The organism is Sporosarcina sp. So3-204, from assembly GCF_058068165.1.
In genome coordinates this window covers 1,813,958-1,833,058 of sequence record NZ_CM176485.1, presented here as the reverse complement: position 1 = coordinate 1,833,058, position 19,101 = coordinate 1,813,958, and the positions used below count along the sequence as shown (strand labels likewise).

Sequence of the window (19,101 nt, the reverse complement as noted above, 5' to 3'; positions counted from 1 at the left end):
CTATATATAGGGTCTTTTTTTAGCTATTATTAAGCTTTTTCAACGTTTGTAGCTTGTAGTCCACGTTGACCTTGCTCGATTTCAAACGTTACACTTTGACCTTCGTCTAAAGATTTGAAACCTTCGCTTTGGATTGCTGAGAAATGTACGAATACGTCTTCTCCTTCTTCACGTTCGATGAAACCAAAACCTTTTTCTGCATTAAACCATTTAACTGTACCTTGTTCCATAATTATTGCCTCCTAGTGCGGATATCCACACATATATGTTACTATACTTGCTCAAATACCTTAGACGAATAACAAAATCTATTCTCAATCTGAAAACGAACAAAGATAATACTTCCTTAGAATAACAGATATATAATGAAATAGCAAGCATTATGATTCTTATTTAAAAAGAAAACACTAATATCTACTTTGTAACATCAATAAAAAAAACTTGTTTCCTATGTTTCAAATCAACTTCTGTAATCCTTTCCTTCTACAATAATTGGTTAAGTTTGTTGAACAATTAATATCTGCTTACTCTAATGCTAAGATTCAAATCACCTACGAACATTCATTTTTTCTTCAAAATCTTTTTTTCTGTTTAAAACTTCTTGTTTCGTAGGTGCTAGCATGACAGGTATCTCAAAACCAATGTATGATTCAATTGATTTAAGTGTTTTTCTGTCATTAAGTGTTGTAAACATAATGGCTTTTCCGAGTTGACCAGCACGTCCAGTTCTCCCTGTACGGTGCACAAAACTTTCCTTCTCTGACGGTGCATCATAGTTTATTATTAACGATAAATTAGCAACATCAATTCCTCTTGCTGCAATATCCGTTGCTACAAGATAACGAAAATTCCCCATTTTAAAGCCATCCATAATAGAGAACCGATCTTCTTGATTAATTCCACTATGGATTTTCTCGCAAGTGTAATTAAAGCTTTCTAGTTCAGCAAATACCTTATCAACTTGTCTTTTAGTTTTACAGAATATGATACAACTGTCAGGGTTTTCTACTATAGACACGTCTTTTAGCAACGCCATTTTTTCAGACTCTTTCACTTCAATTATATAATGCTCAATTTCGGCCTTTGAAATTGAAGTCGAATCCACATTAATATTTATTGGATTTCTCATATATTGCCGACAAAGGTTTTCAACTTTGTTAGGAAATGTAGCAGAAAAAACCATTGTTACCCTATTTGATGGAAGTCTTTTAATAATCGCCTCCACTTGTTTTACAAATCCCCTTGATAGCATTTCATCTGCTTCATCTATAATTAAATATTTTATTTCATCCAAAATCAGGGTTTCCCTTTCAATATGGTCCATCACACGACCAGGTGTACCAACGATGACATGTGTCCGTTCCTCTAATGCTTCTTCTTGTATATAAAAAGGTTCTTTACCGTAAACGGATACGACCCTAACTTTTTTAATGCGACCGATTTGAGCACAAGTCTCACCAACTTGAACAGCAAGTTCTCGGGTTGGTGTCAAGATTAAGGCTTGCGGTTTTTCTATATTCAAATCAATCATTTCGCAAAGCGGTATGCAAAACGACGCTGTCTTACCAGTCCCTGTTTGAGATTCCACAATAAGGTCCAGATTTCCCAATGCTTTAGGGATGACTTCACTTTGAACCTCTGTTGGCATCCCAAACTTCAATATTGCAATTGCTCTCATTATTTCTTTGCTTAAATGATAATCTTCGAAATTACTTTCATACATATAAATTACCTCATTTTCTTGATTTGAACAAACTGATCCTTTCATCTAAGTATATCCTATTTCGTAGTGAATAAATAAAAATAATGCTACCTAATAAAAGGTAGCATCTAGTATGGCCTGAATCATTTTAAATAATACAATCCACCATTAATAACGTCAATTTTGATTCTTGCCTCATATTGTTCTTGCATTGCTTTTTTTTCTACTTCATAGCTTTCCGGCTTACTTTCTAGTCCTTCATAGAAGTATTCTAAAACTTGGCTATCCTTTTGCCACCTTTTCTTCGCTTCTTCCGCCCAAGTGTGGTCATCATCTTGTATAAAGTTATCAATAACTCTATCCAATCGATCTAAGGCGCGTACAGGAGTAATGACGTATGGTAATTGAAATGTATTTCCTGTCGACTGTTCACTTAAATGGAGATTACTTAACGATTCATGAAAACCAAGCGTAACATTTCCTGTCATTAAATTAATTCCTAATGCGTACAAGACTTCCTTCGTTTGATCGCTATAATACGAAATTTTATAATTAACTGCCAACCATGGCGTTAAAATGGTTTTCTCAACTTGATTCTCGACTACTTGCTCAAACATTAGTACATATGAACCTAGCTCCCTTGTCACTTGAAACAGTTGTGTAAGTCGCGCTGAGCCAATGTGAACTACTTCTCCCCTGATGCTTTTATCTACTTTATTGTAATCTGTGATAAAAGTGACTTGTGCTGGATTTGGCTCTTCATTTATACTTTCGATATACTGCCAGTAATACGGCCGATTCATAATTCTTTTATCCATTTCAACGGTTAATTGTATTTGTATATAATGTGCTTGATCCTTTAAAATTCGGCATTTGTTTTCAGTAAAAAAGCGTCGTAAATAACTATGGATTTGTTGCGGTTGCATCTACATTCTCCTTTAAATCGATTCTTTATAAGGGGATAATATATCATCTAACTCCCCAACCACTTTTTCAAAAACACCGATTTTAACTTTTAGTAAATCTAATATATGATCTTCTATCGTATTTTGAATTGCCAAATTGTAAATATGAACGTCATGTTCTTGCCCTAATCTGTGAACACGCCCAATTCGTTGCTCTAATTTCATAGGATTCCATGGTAAATCATAATTAATGACATGGTGACAAAACTGTAGGTTAATTCCTTCACTTCCAGATTCCGTAGCAATTAACACTTGCGCATTTTGTCGGAAAAGCTGTTTAATCCAGTCTCGACTACTTTTGCTTAATTTTCCATTATATATAACGCTTCCAATCCCCTTTGAATATAAATATTCCTGTAAATAGGTCTGGCTTGCTTTGTATTCCGTGAAGATAATAACCTTATCATTTGCCTTTAATATAAGCTCATAGGCTTTCTCTGCTTTCGAGTGTATCGCTAAATTCGATAATTTTCGAATAACATGGTCTACATGATTGACTTCTTCTCCCAAAGAACAGTTCTTCCGCATTTTAGTTAGTGTTAAAAGCGTAGCTTCCTTACTGCTACACATCTCTCTTTGTAATGTAATCATTGAGAATGCACCTGAGAACACGGACGAAATATGCTTGAGCTCCGTAATTAGATCGTATACTTCTTTTTCTTCTGCCGTAAAATCAATTGGAATGATTTGTACATGTCGATTTGTCCAAGCAATTCCGGTATCTTGTCTTCTATTTCTCACCATCACTTGATTGACCAATTCTTTTAAGAACTCTTCATATTCTAAATCATGTTTACTAACGGAAAATGCAGATTTAAAAGTATCGTAATTTCCTAAATGCCCCGGTTTTAATAAAGATATTAGATAGAAGAGTTCAAAAATATTATTTTGTATTGGTGTAGCTGTTAATAATAGACAAAACTTCTTTTTTAAATTTTGTACAAAAGCATAGCTTTGTGTTTTATGATTTTTTAATTTATGAGCTTCATCAATAATGACTAAATCGTAATCTTGTTCATAAATCCTTTCTATATGTGGACTTTTCTTCGCTGTATCCATGCTCATTACGACAATTGTACAATAGTTCAAATCATAATTTTTCTTATATTGCATAGCTGGTATATGAAACTTAAAGTTGAGTTCTTCTATCCATTGATTAACAAGTGATGCTGGAACTAAAATAAGTGCTTTTTTCACAAGACCTCTCATTAGGTATTCTTTTAAGATTAAACCAGCCTCAATCGTTTTTCCAAGGCCAACTTCATCGGCTAGTATCGCTTTCCCATTCATTCTTTCAATAACGGTTTCCGCAGCTTTCAACTGATGTTCTAAAGGGGTAACATTCGGTAAATATTTTAGTGACTGAAGACCGTTAAAATTGGTAATTAAATTCTTCTTAACAATATCATAACTCATATTGTATAAAGCGCAATTATCCCATGGTTCACGATTCTCAAGTTTTTCAATAAAGCCATCTTTCCACGCTGATGAATTTTCAATTTTCATTCAAATCACCTCAGACAATATATTCTTTATTATTAGAATGTCCAATAAAGAAGTTTCTATGTAAGTTTTTTCTTATCAAGAAAACTTTACGGAAATTAAACACTTATATTGCTAAAATCAAAATCTAGATTTCGTCATAAAAAAGGACTAAATAACCACAATACACCATATTTATTCTTAGCTTTAATAATTAAGTATTTATTAATAAATAAAAGTTATGTACAAATGCAGAAAAAATTGTTGTATATAAAATACTAAATCTTTATTATATATAAAGCATTTGTGTTGTCATAACAGCATTCATTTTCTAAATATACTTTAACAAAATAATGATTTCGCAGCTTTACTTATTAGTAAATAAAGTTATAATTAAGTAGGATGAAAGTTTAATATAATAAGAACATTACTTATATATCAGAATGAAATATTTATTTACATAGGAGCATAAATAATGCAAGTACACAAAAATACTGCAATTAAAAAAATATATATGAAGAATATCGAACTTTCATTATTAGCTTCTGGGGATGGAACTGAAGTCATTCACCACAAATTATATAAAGGTTCAAGGTGGGCAATGATTCCCGATGAAGACTGGACAGCATTAGAACATTTAACCGTCTTATCCGGAAAACTAATTTATCATTCTAACAGTGGTGAAATTATTTTAGAAGCAGGAGATTCCATAAATGCCTGTCCTGTTGAAGAACATGCAATTTTCATTGCTGATACAGAAGTAGAGTTTTTATACGTAACTTCACAACCCCAATTTCATTTTTACAGCAACACAGTTAAAGATATGATGGATTTAGCTATGCAAATCGAGGAAAAAGATGGATATACAGCGGATCATTGTGACCGAATTAAAGAACTATCTATGATGGTAGGAGCTTTTATGGGATTATCAACTGAGGAACTTTATATTTTAAATTTAGCAGCCTTTCTTCATGACATTGGAAAAATAAAAGTGCCTGGTAAAATATTGAATAAACCCGGTAAGTTAACCGATGAGGAATACGAAATAATGAAAAAGCACACAACTTGGGGTAACGAGATTTTGACTGGAACAAATTTTGTCGATTTGATTAAAGCTGGTGAAATTGTTGAACAACACCATGAACGATACGATGGTAAGGGTTATCCTAATAACCTTAAACAGGAAGATATAAAAATTGAGGCAGCAATTATTTCAGTAGTTGATGCATTTGACGCGATGACGACTGACAGAGTTTATCGCAAAGGTATGGATGTGATGATTGCTCTGGAGGAATTAGAAAGAAATAAAGGTACAATGTTTAATCCTATTGTTGTCGAAGCATTTTTCACAATCAAAGATGAACTTTTTTCTGAAAAGGAGGAGAAATCATGAAAAAAATCTTATTTATATTCGCAACTGTTATTGCATTACAATCTTTTATCATCGGTAAAGCCGGTGCTGAATATGTACCAGAAGCAGACAAAACAGTATCAATTAACACTGGATTAAATTTATCCCTTCCATTTAATACTGCTAAAAAGTCTTTTAAACTTCAGGAAGCTGTCCATAATGAATTAAAGCAATCAACAGGACTAGAAATAGATTACTTTTACATCTGGATTGAAGTTGATGGACAAAAAGTTTTAGCTGTTGACCCTGCAAGAGTTATGTTTTAACATTTTTTAGACAAGAATATAAAGATGCTGAATCATTTTATCTATTCTGGCTTTTGACCAAATACTTAGAATTTCAGAGTAAGCAATACCAAGGTTAAAGAGCCAATTCGTTCAAATTCGAACGAATTGGCTCTTTTTGTTATAACCCATACTACAAATTTAAAAACCAAAAGATTTTCAGTGGTCTTCTATTTCAAAGGTTAGCTTCTTGTCATTTTCGTAGTAGAGATTTTTACTTGGCAATTATAATATCTTTCACTAAACTTAGCAACATTTTATTTTCAATGCTTTCAGTCCGAATTATTTGTTCATTTAATTCACTCATTAATTCGTCAGATGAGCTAGAATCTAAAATGTTTTCAATTCTAGTTGCCAAAAAATCAGATAAACTTTCTGGGATTTCTCGTTTCTCAATCCACATCGCCATTTCATAAATAGACATTGCTCGTGCTCGCATAGGAGCTAACCACAGTGCATCTAATTGTTTTTCATCGCTTTGCAAATTCATCTTCACTCGATCTTCAATCATAGTAGTTGCCATAAACTGATTTCGGATACTATCGCTACCCTTTTTATGCTGCAGCATATCTCGAATACTAATTAACATTTCATTAATATTGATTTGAGCCATTATTTCTAAATCATTATTTGCTTCTTCAGTATGGTATGGAAAAACAAATTTATTAAGTAATAAGGCTAATATCGTACCGATAATTACAAATAAAACTCTGTTAATTGTTAAGATTTCTGTTGTATCTGAAAGTAATGTTGCCGCTCCAATCGCTGAAAAAGTCACAATGATTGTACTATATCGATATACTTTAACGTACATCATAATATAGCCACCAACCATCAAACTTAAACTTCTAGCTGTTGTCGATTCAACAATTGAAAACACAATTAGTACTAAAACAGAACCGACAATTGTTGCGAAAATACGGTCACGTAACCTTTTGTGCGATCGTTCATAAATAGGGATTACTAATGATAAAAGCGTAAACATGATCCAACGGCCTTCGTGAATTTCAAACAAATCGACAACAAAGCTAACTAAAGTCATTCCGATTGCAATTCTTATCGCATAGGAGAATTTTATAGAATTTGTTTGATGCTTGCGATGACCAAAAGTTACTTCTTTAAACTTTTTAGGTATTCGTTCAATTTTTTTCACAAAGTTATATTTTTTATCCGTTTCGACAATCAGATCTATTAAGTTTTCTTTTAAAAAGTCAATATTACTCAACATTTCTAATGTCTGGGGCTTAATATCTTTATTTTGTCCGTATAAATTGATAAGCTCATCAACTGATTGATTTAATTCTTCTATAAATCCTTCTTTATTTAAGTTATTAGATATCAACCTCAGACAATCAGATAAATCTTTTAAAATTTCTTCATTAACTTCAGCTGGGCTTATCCTATTTATAAGCGTATAAATTTTTTCTAGTGCTGCAGATATATTTAATCTTATTTTACCTTCTTCAGTAAGATAGAAATTATCTGCGCGACGGTCAAAAATCATATTTCGGATGTTACTAATTTCCTTTGAAATTTTTTCACTCGTTTCTTCATCCATATTACCTGTTAACAGTTCATCAATTTTATCGCAAATTGCTGTACATGTTTCTTGAATACTTTTATTGCCGCCTTTTGTAATTTTCTTCTTATTAACTAACATTTGTAAAAGCATAATTGCAAATGCACCAAATACTAATGACCCAAGTCTTAAAGGTAAAAGATCTAAAGATACTGGAAATGCTAGTACGAATAAATATTGTAAAGAAAAAGGGAAAAAAAGTGGGTTTCTTAAATTGTACATGAGCGTATAACTAATGAGGAACATTATGAAGAATGTGATTGGAATGCCTGCCCACATATTTCCAGAAGCAATAAAGGCACCAATTCCGATTAGTAAATTGAGACCGACCAGCTTAACAGTATTGCTAACTGGATGAATCGTTAAATCTCTTTCTAATAACATAAGCATTGCAGTTACTGTTGAAACACCAATTAAAGTATTCTCTACGCCAAAAAGCGCATTGAAGCCTATGATGAAACCCACAATAGCAATGAACAAGATGGTATTTGAGATAATGCTTTTTTTATTCATAAAAGTCCTCCAAACCTTAAATATATCTGGTCGCACTATGCACATCATTAACTTTCTGAATTATATTTGTTTTAATAAGTATTTCCTAATTACACAAAGAGTAATCCTACTTTTATTCAAACTCTTTTAATTAATTCTTATTAGAGAAAAATAACTCCTCAAGACGAAAATTGTCTGAGGAGTTGTTTCTTATCGTGTGTATGACAATATCGCATTTTGCTCAAATTTTTCAAGCGCCTTTGTTGCTTCATTTTTATCTTCATATTCAAAAGTTCGAATATCCTTGTTGTCAAATACTGTAATAACCCACATTACGCATTCTCCTTTTAATTTATATTGTTAGATATTTATTAAAATGGTTTACTCGTTCGTTTCTTAATTCTTATACTACACCTATTCCCGATGGTAATACGAACTATGTGAAACATTTCACAATTTATTCAAATTCAAAACGCTTACATAAGAACAATTTGTGAAAATGGATAATATCATGTTTGAAATATGCTACCTGATTCAATTTCATAATTACTTTAACTTGCTACAACGACACAAGATATTGTTCGAGAACGTTCTAACTCGACTATATGTTGTGTCGGTGTAGCAATAAAACACTATTATGAAATTGATTGACCCTATAAAGTTTCAACATTTACTGATTCGAATATATAAAAAAGGATGCCCGTCGCTACTGTCTTTTATGTAATACTCAGACAGTAACAAAAGGCATCCATATTTTAATCGTCATTGAAATTTGTTTTTACAAAAATACAATCATCGAAAGCACGAACATAAACACTACTCCGGCAACCATCGGCACAGAAGTTCTTTTCACAATTTCAATTGGATCAACTTTAACAGTTGCCGCCACAATTAAGACAACTGCTGCAACCGGTGAAACAGCTCTAAATAGATTACCTGCTAATCCCATCGGAATCGAGATTGCAATTGGGTTAATTCCTGCAGCTTCAGCAAGAGGTATCATCAATGGGACCATTGCAAAGAATAACGCAATTCCACTACCACTTAATAATACGATAATCGCAGTGAATACTACAAGAATTAATGGTAAGACAAAATCTGAACCAGATCCCTGTATAGATTGCATCGTGTTTTGTAGTGAATCAATCAATCCGATTGATTTTAAGCCAGTAACAAATACGGATGCTGCTACTAAGAGGGCTACAATTGAAATTGCCCCGCCCATACCTTTAAAAAAGCTTTCCGTATCTTCAAGAACTTTTTTATTACCCTTATATCTAATAAGCTCACAAATAATCGCTACGATTAAAGAAAATAGTGTTGCGATTTCAACACTTATTGTGATTGATGTATCTGTGAAAAGTTGTATACCATAAGCGCCCAATAATAAAATAATCGGGAACACCGGCAGGATTGCATAAACTGTTTTATAAAGTTTACCACCAACAATCTCAACTTTAGCTTCAACATCATTTATTTCTTCAGTAGTTTCTGTAGTTATGAGTTGAGCTCTTTTATCCATTCGTCTTTGCCAAAAGAAATGCACTATTGCAATGAAAATTAATGTCGGTATTGATATCATTGCATGATAACTAAATACGTAATCCGTAACACTCATATTCGCAAAAGCTGAGTGTTTCGCTAATTCCTCAGCAATGGCAACATTGTCGCTTCCAAGCGGCGTCGGAATAATTGTTGCTGATGTAGCAATGATTGCTGCTGCAGTTAAAGCTGACATGCCCGCTTTTCTAAGTACAGGATACAAAGTAGCAAGTAAAATGATTGCTAAATTTGAAGCACTTGGAATGACAAGTGATAGTAAATTACCGATTAAAAATACCACTGGCACCAAGAAGTACACAGACTTTATTTTCGAAATCGGCTTTGTTAATACATTGACCGTTACATCATTTGCACCAATTGCAGACATATATGCTGTATAACCACCCAGCATCAATATAACTAATCCTGCTGAAGTTAAAGTCGATTTAAATTGTTCTACTATAACTTGGAGTGCATCTAAAACTGAAGAACCAGTTGTAACAAAATCTTTAATTGCAATGTCTTTTCCCATGGCTATTGCAATCCATATAAGAATTATACCCATTAAAAATAAGCTGATTTTTATATCCATTTTTTTGATTAGCATATATACGACAACTACTACAGAAAGGAAAGCCGCTATATATGTTATTATATCTAAGTTCATGACGTTATTCTCCCTCTATTAGCTGAATAGCTTAGATTATTCAAGCAGATTATTCTGCCAAATTAATTGCACTTAGATAAACTTTCCAAGAACCATTCTTTGAACATAACTGGGTCAATATCTATACAGACTTTAGCATTGCTTGGTTGTCCTAAATAGCCATTAAGATCAATAACAGTACATCCAGAAGTTAATGCTCCAGTAATTTCAACGTCTACAAAAGTGTCAACTACTTCAAACATCTCCGGTTTTAATAAATATGCAATCGCACAACTATCATACATTTTCAAGCCTTTTTTCAAGCCGCCGCCTCTGTATTTTTGAAATAACTGATACAACATACTTCCTGTTTCATTCATAACTTTTAATTTCGCACTATCTTCTGGATAGACAAGTGCTTTTAATCCAACATCTAATCCGACCATCACAATGGGAACATTACTCTTGAATACTATTTTAGCCGCTTCTGGGTCAGCAAATATATTGAATTCGGCCATGACACCAGCATTTCCTCGATTTGCAGATCCGCCCATTAAAACTATTTCAGCAATATTTGCTTTCACCTCTGGATAAACTTGTAATAAAAGTGCAATATTTGTTAATGGACCAATCGGTACAATAGTCATTGGTTCTTCGCTTGCCATGATGACTCGGTACATCGCATTGACGGCGTTTTCTTCTAAGATCAGATCCCTTGAAGGCTCTCCAAAATCATAACCATCCATGCCGCTTTCCCCGTGAATATCGCTTGCATCAATTGCGTCTTTTATCAAAGGCTGATTTGCACCAATTGCGACTGGAACGTCTTTCTTATAAAATTCCAATAAACGTAAAATATTCTTTGTCACCTTATCAACGTTCACATTCCCTGCAACTGTCGTAAATAACTTAACATCTAATTCATCACTATAAAGAGCAATTGCTATAGCAACTGCATCATCAATTCCTGGATCAGTATCAATAATAATCGGCTTTTTCGTCATGTTTATTCCCCCTATTTTTATGTGATCTTTGTTAAGTTCATTACCTCAAATTCTCTTGCCGGATTTATGAATAAACTCATCTAATTCTTCCTTATTCGGCATGCCGGTTTGTGCACCAAGCTTTGTTGTCGCTAATGCACCCACTGCATTTCCAAATGCGCAAGCCTCACTTAAAGAAATATCATTACTAAGCGCAAACGCAAGTCCGCCATTAAAAGAATCGCCAGCGCCGGTTGTATCTACGACTTTTACTTCATAGGCAGGTATATTCACTTCTTGTCCTTGATCAAAAAACGAAACCCCTTCGCTACCTTTTGTTAATATAACTTTCGCTAATAAATTTTGATTGTGGTCTTGCATTAATAGATTGAATTCATGTTCATTAGGTGTTAAATAATCGACTTGTTGCAGTAAATCCTCTGGAAGCTTACAAATTGGTGCTGGATTTAATATAATAGTGACGCCGTTTTCTTTTGCAATTTCAACTGCTTTTTGTACACCTTCCAGCGGAATTTCAAGTTGCAGAATAAGCACATCGCAGTTCTTAATGACTTCCCGCTTTGATTCAACAAAAGAAGCAGTGACGTAATTATTCGCTCCTGATACAATAATGATTTGATTATCATTATCTGAAACAGTAATTGAAGCTGTTCCAGTCGACTCTGTTACAGATTCAACATGACTGACATCGACACCCTTAAGTTCAAGATGCTTAAGTAAATCCTGACCAAAAAGATCTTGACCGACACAGCCTATCATCTGGACGTCCGCACCGAGCATCGCTGCTGCCACAGCTTGATTTGCACCTTTACCACCGGGATTTGTTTGGAAATACTGCCCGATGATTGTTTCACCAACTTTTGGAAGTTGATTCGTAATTGTAACCAAATCCATGTTGATACTGCCAACAACAGTTATTTTTTTGGCTTGACCCATATATAGTACACTCCTTATGTAGATTGTCTTTCTATTAATTTTACATCAAATTTCACGTAATGCTTTTCAGGTTGATTACCTTCAATCAGCTTTATTAGCATACTCGCCGCCATTTCACCTAATTCATACATTGGTTGTACAATTGTTGTCAGTTCTGGTGTGATTGCTTTCGACAATGCGATACCGTCAAATCCTATGATTGCAATATCTTCAGGTATTTTTAGACCTAATTGATGAGCGGCTTTCATTACACCAATCGCCATCGTATCATTGGCTGCAAATATGCCATCTATTTCCGGATGCAACTTTAATAATTGAAGCGTCACATTTGTCGCAGTCTCCATATCATAGTTCCCATTGACGATCAATTCTTCTCCAAACCACGGCTCCATAGAAACAACTTCCCTATAACCTTCACATCGTTCACGGGCATTTATTACATGATCCGGACCACTTATATGGGCAATTTTTTGGCATCCCTTCTCTTTCAAAAAAAGAGTAGCCATTTTTGCACCTTTTATATTTTCAACAACAATTGTCGGAATATCTTTACTTATTTCTCTATCAATACTGACAAAAGGGATATTCAGTCCAAGAATTGTTTTTTCTTTTAATGTATTAGAAGAAATAATAATGCCGTCTATATATTTTTGAAGTAAAACGTCTAAATAACGTTGTTCTTTTTCTGCATTCCCATCCGAATTGCATAGTATTACATTATATCCAAGTCTTAAAGCTGTATCTTCCACAGCTCGTGCTAATTCTGGAAAATAAGGATTCATAATATCTGGAACGATTAAACCAATTGATTTAGATTGCTTTTTAAATAGACTTCTAGCAATTTCATTTGGAATATATTTTAAGTTTTCAATTGAATTTTCTACTGTTTTTCTTGTAGCGACACCAACATATCCTTTGTTATTCAGCACTCGAGACACAGTTGCAACAGATACACCTGCATGTTTTGCTACATCTTTAATCGTTACTATTTGTCTCACCCCATCATAATGAGTAACCGGTTACACAATTTTAACTTTTTTAGTTTTCATAGTCAAGCCATAATTAAGCGTAATATTGACAATATGTAATACTACAAAGTTTTCTATAACCACAGAAAAAATCAACCACTTATAAATTGGTTGATTTCCTCTCTTTCTCTATCGGATACGGTATTTAATTTTCATATATCTTATGAACATATTTTGACGTGAAGGCCCTTAACGTTGAAAAATAACCAAGTTCAAATTTGATAATGTCTCCGACTATGTATGATTCTTCACAATCCGTCACATCTAACATAAGATGATCTGAACTTGCGCCTAATACAATGATACTAGAATCAATCGGCGTTGATGTCTCAAGATCAAAATCTTGTTTACCAAGTGCGCAAATAGCCTTTAACCGCATTCCCCTATCTGTAAATATCGGGGTTTTACCATATGAATCAACCCCGATGCTCCCCCATGGTAACGAAGGTTTTTCTTTTAGTTCGACAATTTGGCATTCCAATATGAATACATCTTTATGTGTATCAGGTAGAAATGTATAGTTTGTTCGTTCTTTGCCGAATAAAAGTGACTCCCCTAAACGCAAATTATTTATACCTACATTTATTTCAGCATTCAGCATTAAATTTAATGTTGCAGAATTACCGCCGCTTAAAATTTCTAAATCCCTACCTATTATAGAACTGATTTTATCTGCCAACTTTGATAGGATAGACATTTTCTCAACATCAGACTGGACGAATGAAAAACAAGTTAAGTTTACGCCGATACCATAAAGGTGGACGCCTTCCACTTTCTCAGTTTCTAATGCGACTTGAATAAGCTCCTCATGATCAATAAAACCTTCTCGTATATCACCAAGATCTACCATTAATATTACTTTATGGACCTTACCAAGTTTTATTGCCATGTCATTAATTGCAATAATTGTCGCTAATTCTGAATTCAAAGAAGCGTCCGCAAAGTTAACAAGATCTTCGATTTCCGAAAGCATCGGTGGTCGAATCAACCACAATTCAGCATTTAGATCTTTTAACAACTTTAAATTCTCTACTCGGGAATCGCCAAGTTTTGTAATACCACCATCTACATATACTTGTGCGATTTCAGGATCTCCACAAAATACTTTTGTAACACCTGTCACAAAAGCATTTCGGTCCTTACACAAATGCGTAACAGTAAGAACGTTTTCGAGTAGGTGTTTTTTATTCACACGAACTAATGGATACATAGCTTCTCCTCATTTCTGAAATTTAGTTCCAGAAATCTGTTTTCTCTTTAATTCCAATTGATTTTGCCTTAAATACTGGATTCTTGCCTTCCTTTTTTTGCTTCGTATAATCTTCAAGACACCTAATAGCAGGTTTCGCCAATATGAAAATGATTGGTATATTAATTAGCGCCATAATCCCCATTAATACATCTGCAGTATCCCATGCAATTGAAAAGTTGAGTTGTGCACCAAAAAATACGATAACAACTGCCGCTAATCTGAACATGACAAGCTTCGTTTTACTCAATTTGTTTTTATTTAAATACCTAAGATTTGATTCCGCATAAAATAAGTTTCCAATAATAGACGTGAATGCAAAGATAAATAGCGCAAATGTAATGAATACAACACCAAAATCACCAAAAGTAGCTGCAACAGCTGCCTGCGCATAAGGTACACCTTTTAGAGATTCTTCTGGTGCAACACCTGAACTCAACAACATGAATGCAGTAGCTGTACAAATCACCAAGGTATCGATGAATACAGACAACATTTGAACGAGTCCTTGTTTGACAGGATGCGAAACACTTGCAGCAGCAGCCGCGTTAGGTGCAGAACCAACACCAGCCTCGTTTGAATAAAGACCACGTTTAATACCGTACATAATCGCAGAGCCCGCAAAACCACCAAATGCCGCTTTAAAATCGAATGCTTGTACAAAAATCGAATTAAACATTCCCGGGACAAGCTCTAAATGTGTCACGACAATAATTAATGCGACCGCAATATATGAAAGTGCCATGATAGGAACAACTATACTAGTAATTTTACTTAAAGTTTTACCACCTTTAAAAATACTAAGGCCTGTCAGAATTGCTAAAATTGCACCAATGATAATCGGAGTAGAAGAACTATAAAAACCGTAGCTTTCGAAAGCCGATGCAATATTAAATGAAGCAACCATATTGAATCCGCCCATATAAGTTAAGATCAGAACAATGGCGAATACGACACCTAAAAATCTGCTTTTTAGAGCCGCTTGAATATAATAAGCAGGTCCACCGTAAGAACCCCCGTCTTCATCACGGACTTTGTATATTTGTGCAAGTGTACTTTCAATGAATGCTGATGCTGCGCCGATAATAGCGATAACCCACATCCAAAATACTGAGCCAGCTCCACCTAACACAATCGCAGTAGAAACCCCTGCAATATTACCAACACCTACTCTAGATGCTGTCGATACCATCAATGCCTCAAATGAGGATATTGAGTTTTTATCTTCTTTCGGTTCTGCCACTAGCTTGATTGACTCCTTTAATAAACGGAACTGTACAAACTTTGTGCGAATCGTGAAATACAAACCTACAGCTATCAATAGAATAATTAGTATATAACTATACAACCAGTTACTGAAATTCCCAATAAAACTTTCGAAAATATTATACAATTTAAACACTTCCTTTTCATAATTAAAATATAAACCTTTTATTCCTTGAATCCGTTTTCATTTCTGAAGTGTCTCACTTTTTTTATTAAGATATTAACATAATATAAGTAATGTGGATTTTATTATTTTATATTTTTCACACTCAAAAAGCAATGGTATTTATTTCATTTAACTGAAATAAAATTATTGCAACTAATTAATGTCTTTAATAATGTAGTTTAGGCATTTTCAGTCTGAAAATATCACCATCTTGATTAGTAAACATCGGATCTTTATGGGACCTTGATGGCTATTTGTATTTTTAGCACTTCAACTTTTTTCAGGTTCAGCTTGATACCCTAGTAATAATATTTTCGGAACAATTTGAAAATGTCGTTACCAAAAATGTTTCATACACGTCATTAAATGTATAATAAATAAGTGACTAGTAGAGGAGTGGGCAAATGATGATTAATGAGGAAGCGCGAGAAAAATTACTAAATGAAGTTAGTGGGTTATCTGATGAAAAATTGAACGAAAAGCCATCAGAAAAAGAGTGGTCTATTCGGCAAGTACTTGAGCATTTATACTTAATGGAAGGCGGTATCGCTAAAACGATTCAAAAACAATTGATAGATGGTCAACTGCGTACTACTCAAGATAAACCAATTGAACGAACAGTAGATCGCTCAATAAAAGTCGAGGCGCCAGATTACTTCCAGCCAGGAGAACAATTTTTAACGCTTAAAGAATTGCTAGAAAAACTTTCAGCAACACATGAAATACTTAAAAACATTACTCATACAGTTCCCCAGGAAACACTCGAAGCAAAATCATATCCACATCCAGTATTCAGTAATATGAATTTGAAGCAATGGATTCCATTTGTCGGATACCATGAACTTCGTCATATTGAACAGATTCAAGAAATTAAAGAAGCAATAAAGTAACTAAAATACTTATAAATAGTCTAGCTACATGCCATATAGTTTCAAAAATCTACAAAAAAGTCAGCTTTTAAAGTATTAAAGAATACTTCAGAAGCTGACTTAAAAGTATTCAATTTGAAGTATTAGATGAGAATAGCCTACTAAATCTGGTTTGGAATCGATAGCGCAATTCGATTAGAGATGAGTTGGTCATCATTCCACGTCAAAAAATTTTCTACATATCCAAGTGTATCCGAATTTGTCGGACCTATAATTCGTTGAAGGGCCACTAAGTCATAATTGGTGCTATTTGTATCGGTGATAATTGGATATAAAGCACCTAAAGCAAGAACAGAACCTTCTATATGTTTTTTAAGCCGGCCATTCACGTCATAAAATTGAGTTAAATAATCCTTTCCTTTACTACTAATATCTATGATAAAAGTTACTTTTAACTGCGCACTATGAACCCGCACTTTATAATAATCTTCATAATTCACTTTGAATATGTGAGTCGCATTATACAAATCCACATTGAATAGTTCTTGTAAAACGTTATTTTTGAAGGAGTAAATATAGTAAGTACCATATCCCCCACTCCCCCCCGTGTCGATGCTTATCATAACATCGGATATATGATCTTTATTAAAATCCCCAAGAAATAAACGAGCATTATAACCCGCGTTATTCTTAAATGGAACTACCGTACTTTCATGTGTCCGACCGTTTTGAATGACTAGTCTAATGTTATCAGCAAAACTCCCTGGCGGCCCATCAATTTGACCATATAAATAAACTGCATCTAAAACGCCATCTCCGTTTATATCTCCCATTTTCCAATCTAGTACCGTGTGCTTATTGAATTTCCTTCCTCCTCATTCATTTACATCATTGTTTATTGTACTATATGCACTGTGTACAAATTTGCTAAATGAACGTAACAAAAATAATTGCATATACTGTCATAGTGCCTATAGAAGGGATGATTAAAGTTTATCAATTTCACCAGGTTTCTCAATATCCTTTTTACTTTTCGGTACCTATATATAATCCCAATCATATAATGTACGGGACTCATAGGACTCCACATTCTTATCAACATCAAGACTTAAGCTATGGACCAAGCTCATCAATGCCGGATTCCCAACTAACTGATTATGGACCAGAACCTTTTGTTATCGATATTGAGAAAGCCTCTAAAGAAAACAATAATTATCGTACAACTTTATGGACAGGTAAAAACCTACAAGTTACTTTAATGAGCATTGACGTTGCGGACAGCATTGGATTAGAAATCCATCCAAACAATGATCAATTTATTAGAATTGAAGAGGGCCAAGGTCTCGTTCAAATGGGAGATTGGCAAAATCGTTTAGACTATCAACAAAAAGTATATGACGACTACGCAATTATGATTCCAGCTGGTAAATGGCATAACATTAGCAATACAGGGCATAAACCACTGAAACTGTATGCAATTTATGCGCCACCAGAGCACCCCTTCGGAACAATCCATCAAACGAAGGAAATTGCAGAAGCTACTGAGGCGGATTACTATTAGTCATATTAGTTTTAGTATGAAATAATTATTAATCGATGAGAACTTCGTAATTAAGAGTAAAAAGACATAGTTACCACTTCTATGTCTTATAATTTATGGCTCAACACCAAAGCATATTTAATGTCATAGGATACAATATAATTCTAGGATTGGAGGACGCTTTGTGTATTTTCGCCCTTACCTATATGTTTTGCCTCCCTACTACATTCCTACTCTTAAAGAAAATCAATTTTCTATAAATCAACCTCAAACACTTGTAGGAATAAATAATACAAACTCTTTTCCACATGTCGATACACAAATGTTTAGTACATCGGCCGAGCAATTTCAGGAAATGATCAAGCAAGCTGATTTACTCGTAAATAAAATTGTAGATTCTCAACAATTTGCACAACAAATTATGTCAGCCGCCCAACTTTCAAAAAAAAGTGATGTCGAAAAATTAATCGCTTCTACAGGAATCACGATGCCGTTTGACGTCAAATACACTCCAGATGGCCTTATCATAAAACTTAATGGAAAAGGGAGCGCAATGCTTACATTGGGATTTCAATGGAGAGCTTGAGCATTGTCTTCAATTAAAAAAGTAGCTTATGAATTTTTAAACTCATAAGCTACTTTTTTAATTATGTTAAACCGGATAATAAAAATTATCTACTTTACGATATAAATCGCGACTCTTGTAACCAGTACTTAGAAACATTTTCATTTCATCATGTCTTTTAGACTTTGCAGCCTCTTGTTTCGCACTCTATGCAAAACGTGCCTAATCTCTTTGATATCAGGGCGTTAACTAATTATAGAATGTAAGCAGTTCATATGTACCTTGCAAATCATTTTTTGTGTTTAAAATCCTATCAATAAAACCATCCACATAATGAAATGAATTTGTACAAAAAGTAAAAAAAGAAGCTGAGGC

The 19,101-nt window shown here is 33.9% G+C and carries 18 protein-coding genes; 5 read left to right on the top strand and 13 right to left on the bottom strand.

Annotated elements, in window-relative coordinates:
* Positions 1-29 precede the first annotated feature (29 nt).
* The 4 genes from AC3RV6_RS08870 to AC3RV6_RS08855 all read right to left on the bottom strand — a co-directional run bounded on the left by AC3RV6_RS08870 (position 30) and on the right by AC3RV6_RS08855 (position 4,173).
* Positions 30-230, bottom strand: a complete 201-nt coding sequence (locus AC3RV6_RS08870) for a cold-shock protein (protein WP_489749079.1) — start codon at positions 228-230, stop codon at positions 30-32.
* Positions 231-547: 317 nt separating this feature from the next.
* Positions 548-1,768, bottom strand: a complete 1,221-nt coding sequence (locus AC3RV6_RS08865) for a DEAD/DEAH box helicase (protein ID WP_489749078.1) — start codon at positions 1,766-1,768, stop codon at positions 548-550.
* Positions 1,769-1,845: 77 nt separating this feature from the next.
* Positions 1,846-2,628, bottom strand: coding sequence for a YqhG family protein (locus AC3RV6_RS08860; RefSeq protein ID WP_489749077.1), 783 nt, complete (start codon positions 2,626-2,628; stop codon positions 1,846-1,848).
* A gap of 12 nt (positions 2,629-2,640) precedes the next feature.
* Positions 2,641-4,173, bottom strand: a complete 1,533-nt coding sequence (locus AC3RV6_RS08855) for a DEAD/DEAH box helicase (protein ID WP_489749076.1) — start codon at positions 4,171-4,173, stop codon at positions 2,641-2,643.
* Positions 4,174-4,624: 451 nt separating this feature from the next.
* Between AC3RV6_RS08855 and AC3RV6_RS08850 the strand changes: the two genes are divergently transcribed.
* A complete protein-coding gene (locus tag AC3RV6_RS08850; RefSeq protein ID WP_489749075.1) occupies positions 4,625-5,542 on the top strand; it encodes an HD domain-containing phosphohydrolase in 918 nt (305 codons plus the stop codon).
* Positions 5,539-5,826, top strand: a complete 288-nt coding sequence (locus AC3RV6_RS08845) for a hypothetical protein (RefSeq protein ID WP_489749074.1) — start codon at positions 5,539-5,541, stop codon at positions 5,824-5,826. Before AC3RV6_RS08850 ends, AC3RV6_RS08845 begins: the two co-directional genes overlap by 4 nt.
* 232 nt (positions 5,827-6,058) lie before the next feature.
* Here the strand turns inward: AC3RV6_RS08845 and AC3RV6_RS08840 are convergent, their stop codons facing one another.
* From AC3RV6_RS08840 to AC3RV6_RS08805, 8 genes are all read right to left on the bottom strand, one after another.
* Complete coding sequence (locus tag AC3RV6_RS08840) at positions 6,059-7,936, bottom strand: FUSC family protein (protein WP_489749073.1); 1,878 nt, start codon at positions 7,934-7,936, stop codon at positions 6,059-6,061.
* Between the two features lie 189 nt (positions 7,937-8,125).
* Positions 8,126-8,248 carry a hypothetical protein gene (locus tag AC3RV6_RS08835; protein ID WP_489749072.1) on the bottom strand — a complete coding sequence of 41 codons (123 nt, stop codon included), beginning with the start codon at positions 8,246-8,248 and terminating at the stop codon, positions 8,126-8,128.
* A 445-nt stretch (positions 8,249-8,693) separates the two neighbouring features.
* Positions 8,694-10,124 carry a C4-dicarboxylate transporter DcuC gene (gene dcuC, locus AC3RV6_RS08830; RefSeq protein WP_489749071.1) on the bottom strand — a complete coding sequence of 477 codons (1,431 nt, stop codon included), beginning with the start codon at positions 10,122-10,124 and terminating at the stop codon, positions 8,694-8,696.
* A gap of 62 nt (positions 10,125-10,186) precedes the next feature.
* Entirely contained in the window at positions 10,187-11,107 is a 921-nt protein-coding gene (gene rihC, locus AC3RV6_RS08825) for a ribonucleoside hydrolase RihC (protein WP_489749070.1), read from the bottom strand.
* Between the two features lie 45 nt (positions 11,108-11,152).
* Entirely contained in the window at positions 11,153-12,043 is an 891-nt protein-coding gene (gene rbsK / locus AC3RV6_RS08820; protein ID WP_489749069.1) for a ribokinase, read from the bottom strand.
* Positions 12,044-12,057: 14 nt separating this feature from the next.
* Entirely contained in the window at positions 12,058-13,032 is a 975-nt protein-coding gene (locus tag AC3RV6_RS08815; protein WP_489749224.1) for a LacI family DNA-binding transcriptional regulator, read from the bottom strand.
* Positions 13,033-13,216: 184 nt separating this feature from the next.
* On the bottom strand, positions 13,217-14,281 hold the full coding sequence (locus tag AC3RV6_RS08810) for an alanine/ornithine racemase family PLP-dependent enzyme (protein WP_489749068.1): 1,065 nt from the start codon (positions 14,279-14,281) through the stop codon (positions 13,217-13,219).
* A 22-nt stretch (positions 14,282-14,303) separates the two neighbouring features.
* A complete protein-coding gene (locus AC3RV6_RS08805; protein WP_489749067.1) occupies positions 14,304-15,713 on the bottom strand; it encodes an alanine/glycine:cation symporter family protein in 1,410 nt (469 codons plus the stop codon).
* 443 nt (positions 15,714-16,156) lie between these two features.
* Here AC3RV6_RS08805 and AC3RV6_RS08800 point away from each other — a divergent pair, with 443 nt between their 5' ends.
* Positions 16,157-16,642 carry a DinB family protein gene (locus tag AC3RV6_RS08800; protein ID WP_489749066.1) on the top strand — a complete coding sequence of 162 codons (486 nt, stop codon included), beginning with the start codon at positions 16,157-16,159 and terminating at the stop codon, positions 16,640-16,642.
* A gap of 140 nt (positions 16,643-16,782) precedes the next feature.
* Here the strand turns inward: AC3RV6_RS08800 and AC3RV6_RS08795 are convergent, their stop codons facing one another.
* Positions 16,783-17,454, bottom strand: a complete 672-nt coding sequence (locus tag AC3RV6_RS08795; RefSeq protein WP_489749065.1) for a VCBS repeat-containing protein — start codon at positions 17,452-17,454, stop codon at positions 16,783-16,785.
* Positions 17,455-17,603: 149 nt separating this feature from the next.
* Here AC3RV6_RS08795 and AC3RV6_RS08790 point away from each other — a divergent pair, with 149 nt between their 5' ends.
* A complete protein-coding gene (locus tag AC3RV6_RS08790) occupies positions 17,604-18,182 on the top strand; it encodes a cupin domain-containing protein (protein WP_489749064.1) in 579 nt (192 codons plus the stop codon).
* Between the two features lie 163 nt (positions 18,183-18,345).
* Positions 18,346-18,747, top strand: coding sequence for a YuzC family spore coat inner layer protein (locus AC3RV6_RS08785; RefSeq protein WP_489749063.1), 402 nt, complete (start codon positions 18,346-18,348; stop codon positions 18,745-18,747).
* Positions 18,748-19,101: the final 354 nt, after the last annotated feature.

Excerpts from the sequence above, each read along its gene's own strand:
- AC3RV6_RS08800 (WP_489749066.1), top strand. The coding sequence starts at position 16,157 with ATGATGATTAATGAGGAAGCGCGAGAAAAATTACTAAATGAAGTTAGT.
- AC3RV6_RS08850 (WP_489749075.1), top strand. The coding sequence starts at position 4,625 with ATGCAAGTACACAAAAATACTGCAATTAAAAAAATATATATGAAGAAT.
- rbsK (WP_489749069.1), bottom strand. The coding sequence starts at position 12,043 with ATGGGTCAAGCCAAAAAAATAACTGTTGTTGGCAGTATCAACATGGAT.
- AC3RV6_RS08870 (WP_489749079.1), bottom strand. The coding sequence starts at position 230 with ATGGAACAAGGTACAGTTAAATGGTTTAATGCAGAAAAAGGTTTTGGT.
- AC3RV6_RS08835 (WP_489749072.1), bottom strand. The coding sequence starts at position 8,248 with ATGTGGGTTATTACAGTATTTGACAACAAGGATATTCGAACTTTTGAA.
- AC3RV6_RS08795 (WP_489749065.1), bottom strand. The coding sequence starts at position 17,454 with ATGGGAGATATAAACGGAGATGGCGTTTTAGATGCAGTTTATTTATAT.
- AC3RV6_RS08855 (WP_489749076.1), bottom strand. The coding sequence starts at position 4,173 with ATGAAAATTGAAAATTCATCAGCGTGGAAAGATGGCTTTATTGAAAAA.
- AC3RV6_RS08845 (WP_489749074.1), top strand. The coding sequence starts at position 5,539 with ATGAAAAAAATCTTATTTATATTCGCAACTGTTATTGCATTACAATCT.
- AC3RV6_RS08790 (WP_489749064.1), top strand. The coding sequence starts at position 17,604 with ATGATTAAAGTTTATCAATTTCACCAGGTTTCTCAATATCCTTTTTAC.
- AC3RV6_RS08860 (WP_489749077.1), bottom strand. The coding sequence starts at position 2,628 with ATGCAACCGCAACAAATCCATAGTTATTTACGACGCTTTTTTACTGAA.
- AC3RV6_RS08865 (WP_489749078.1), bottom strand. The coding sequence starts at position 1,768 with ATGAAAGGATCAGTTTGTTCAAATCAAGAAAATGAGGTAATTTATATG.
- rihC (WP_489749070.1), bottom strand. The coding sequence starts at position 11,107 with ATGACGAAAAAGCCGATTATTATTGATACTGATCCAGGAATTGATGAT.
- AC3RV6_RS08810 (WP_489749068.1), bottom strand. The coding sequence starts at position 14,281 with ATGTATCCATTAGTTCGTGTGAATAAAAAACACCTACTCGAAAACGTT.
- dcuC (WP_489749071.1), bottom strand. The coding sequence starts at position 10,124 with ATGAACTTAGATATAATAACATATATAGCGGCTTTCCTTTCTGTAGTA.
- AC3RV6_RS08840 (WP_489749073.1), bottom strand. The coding sequence starts at position 7,936 with ATGAATAAAAAAAGCATTATCTCAAATACCATCTTGTTCATTGCTATT.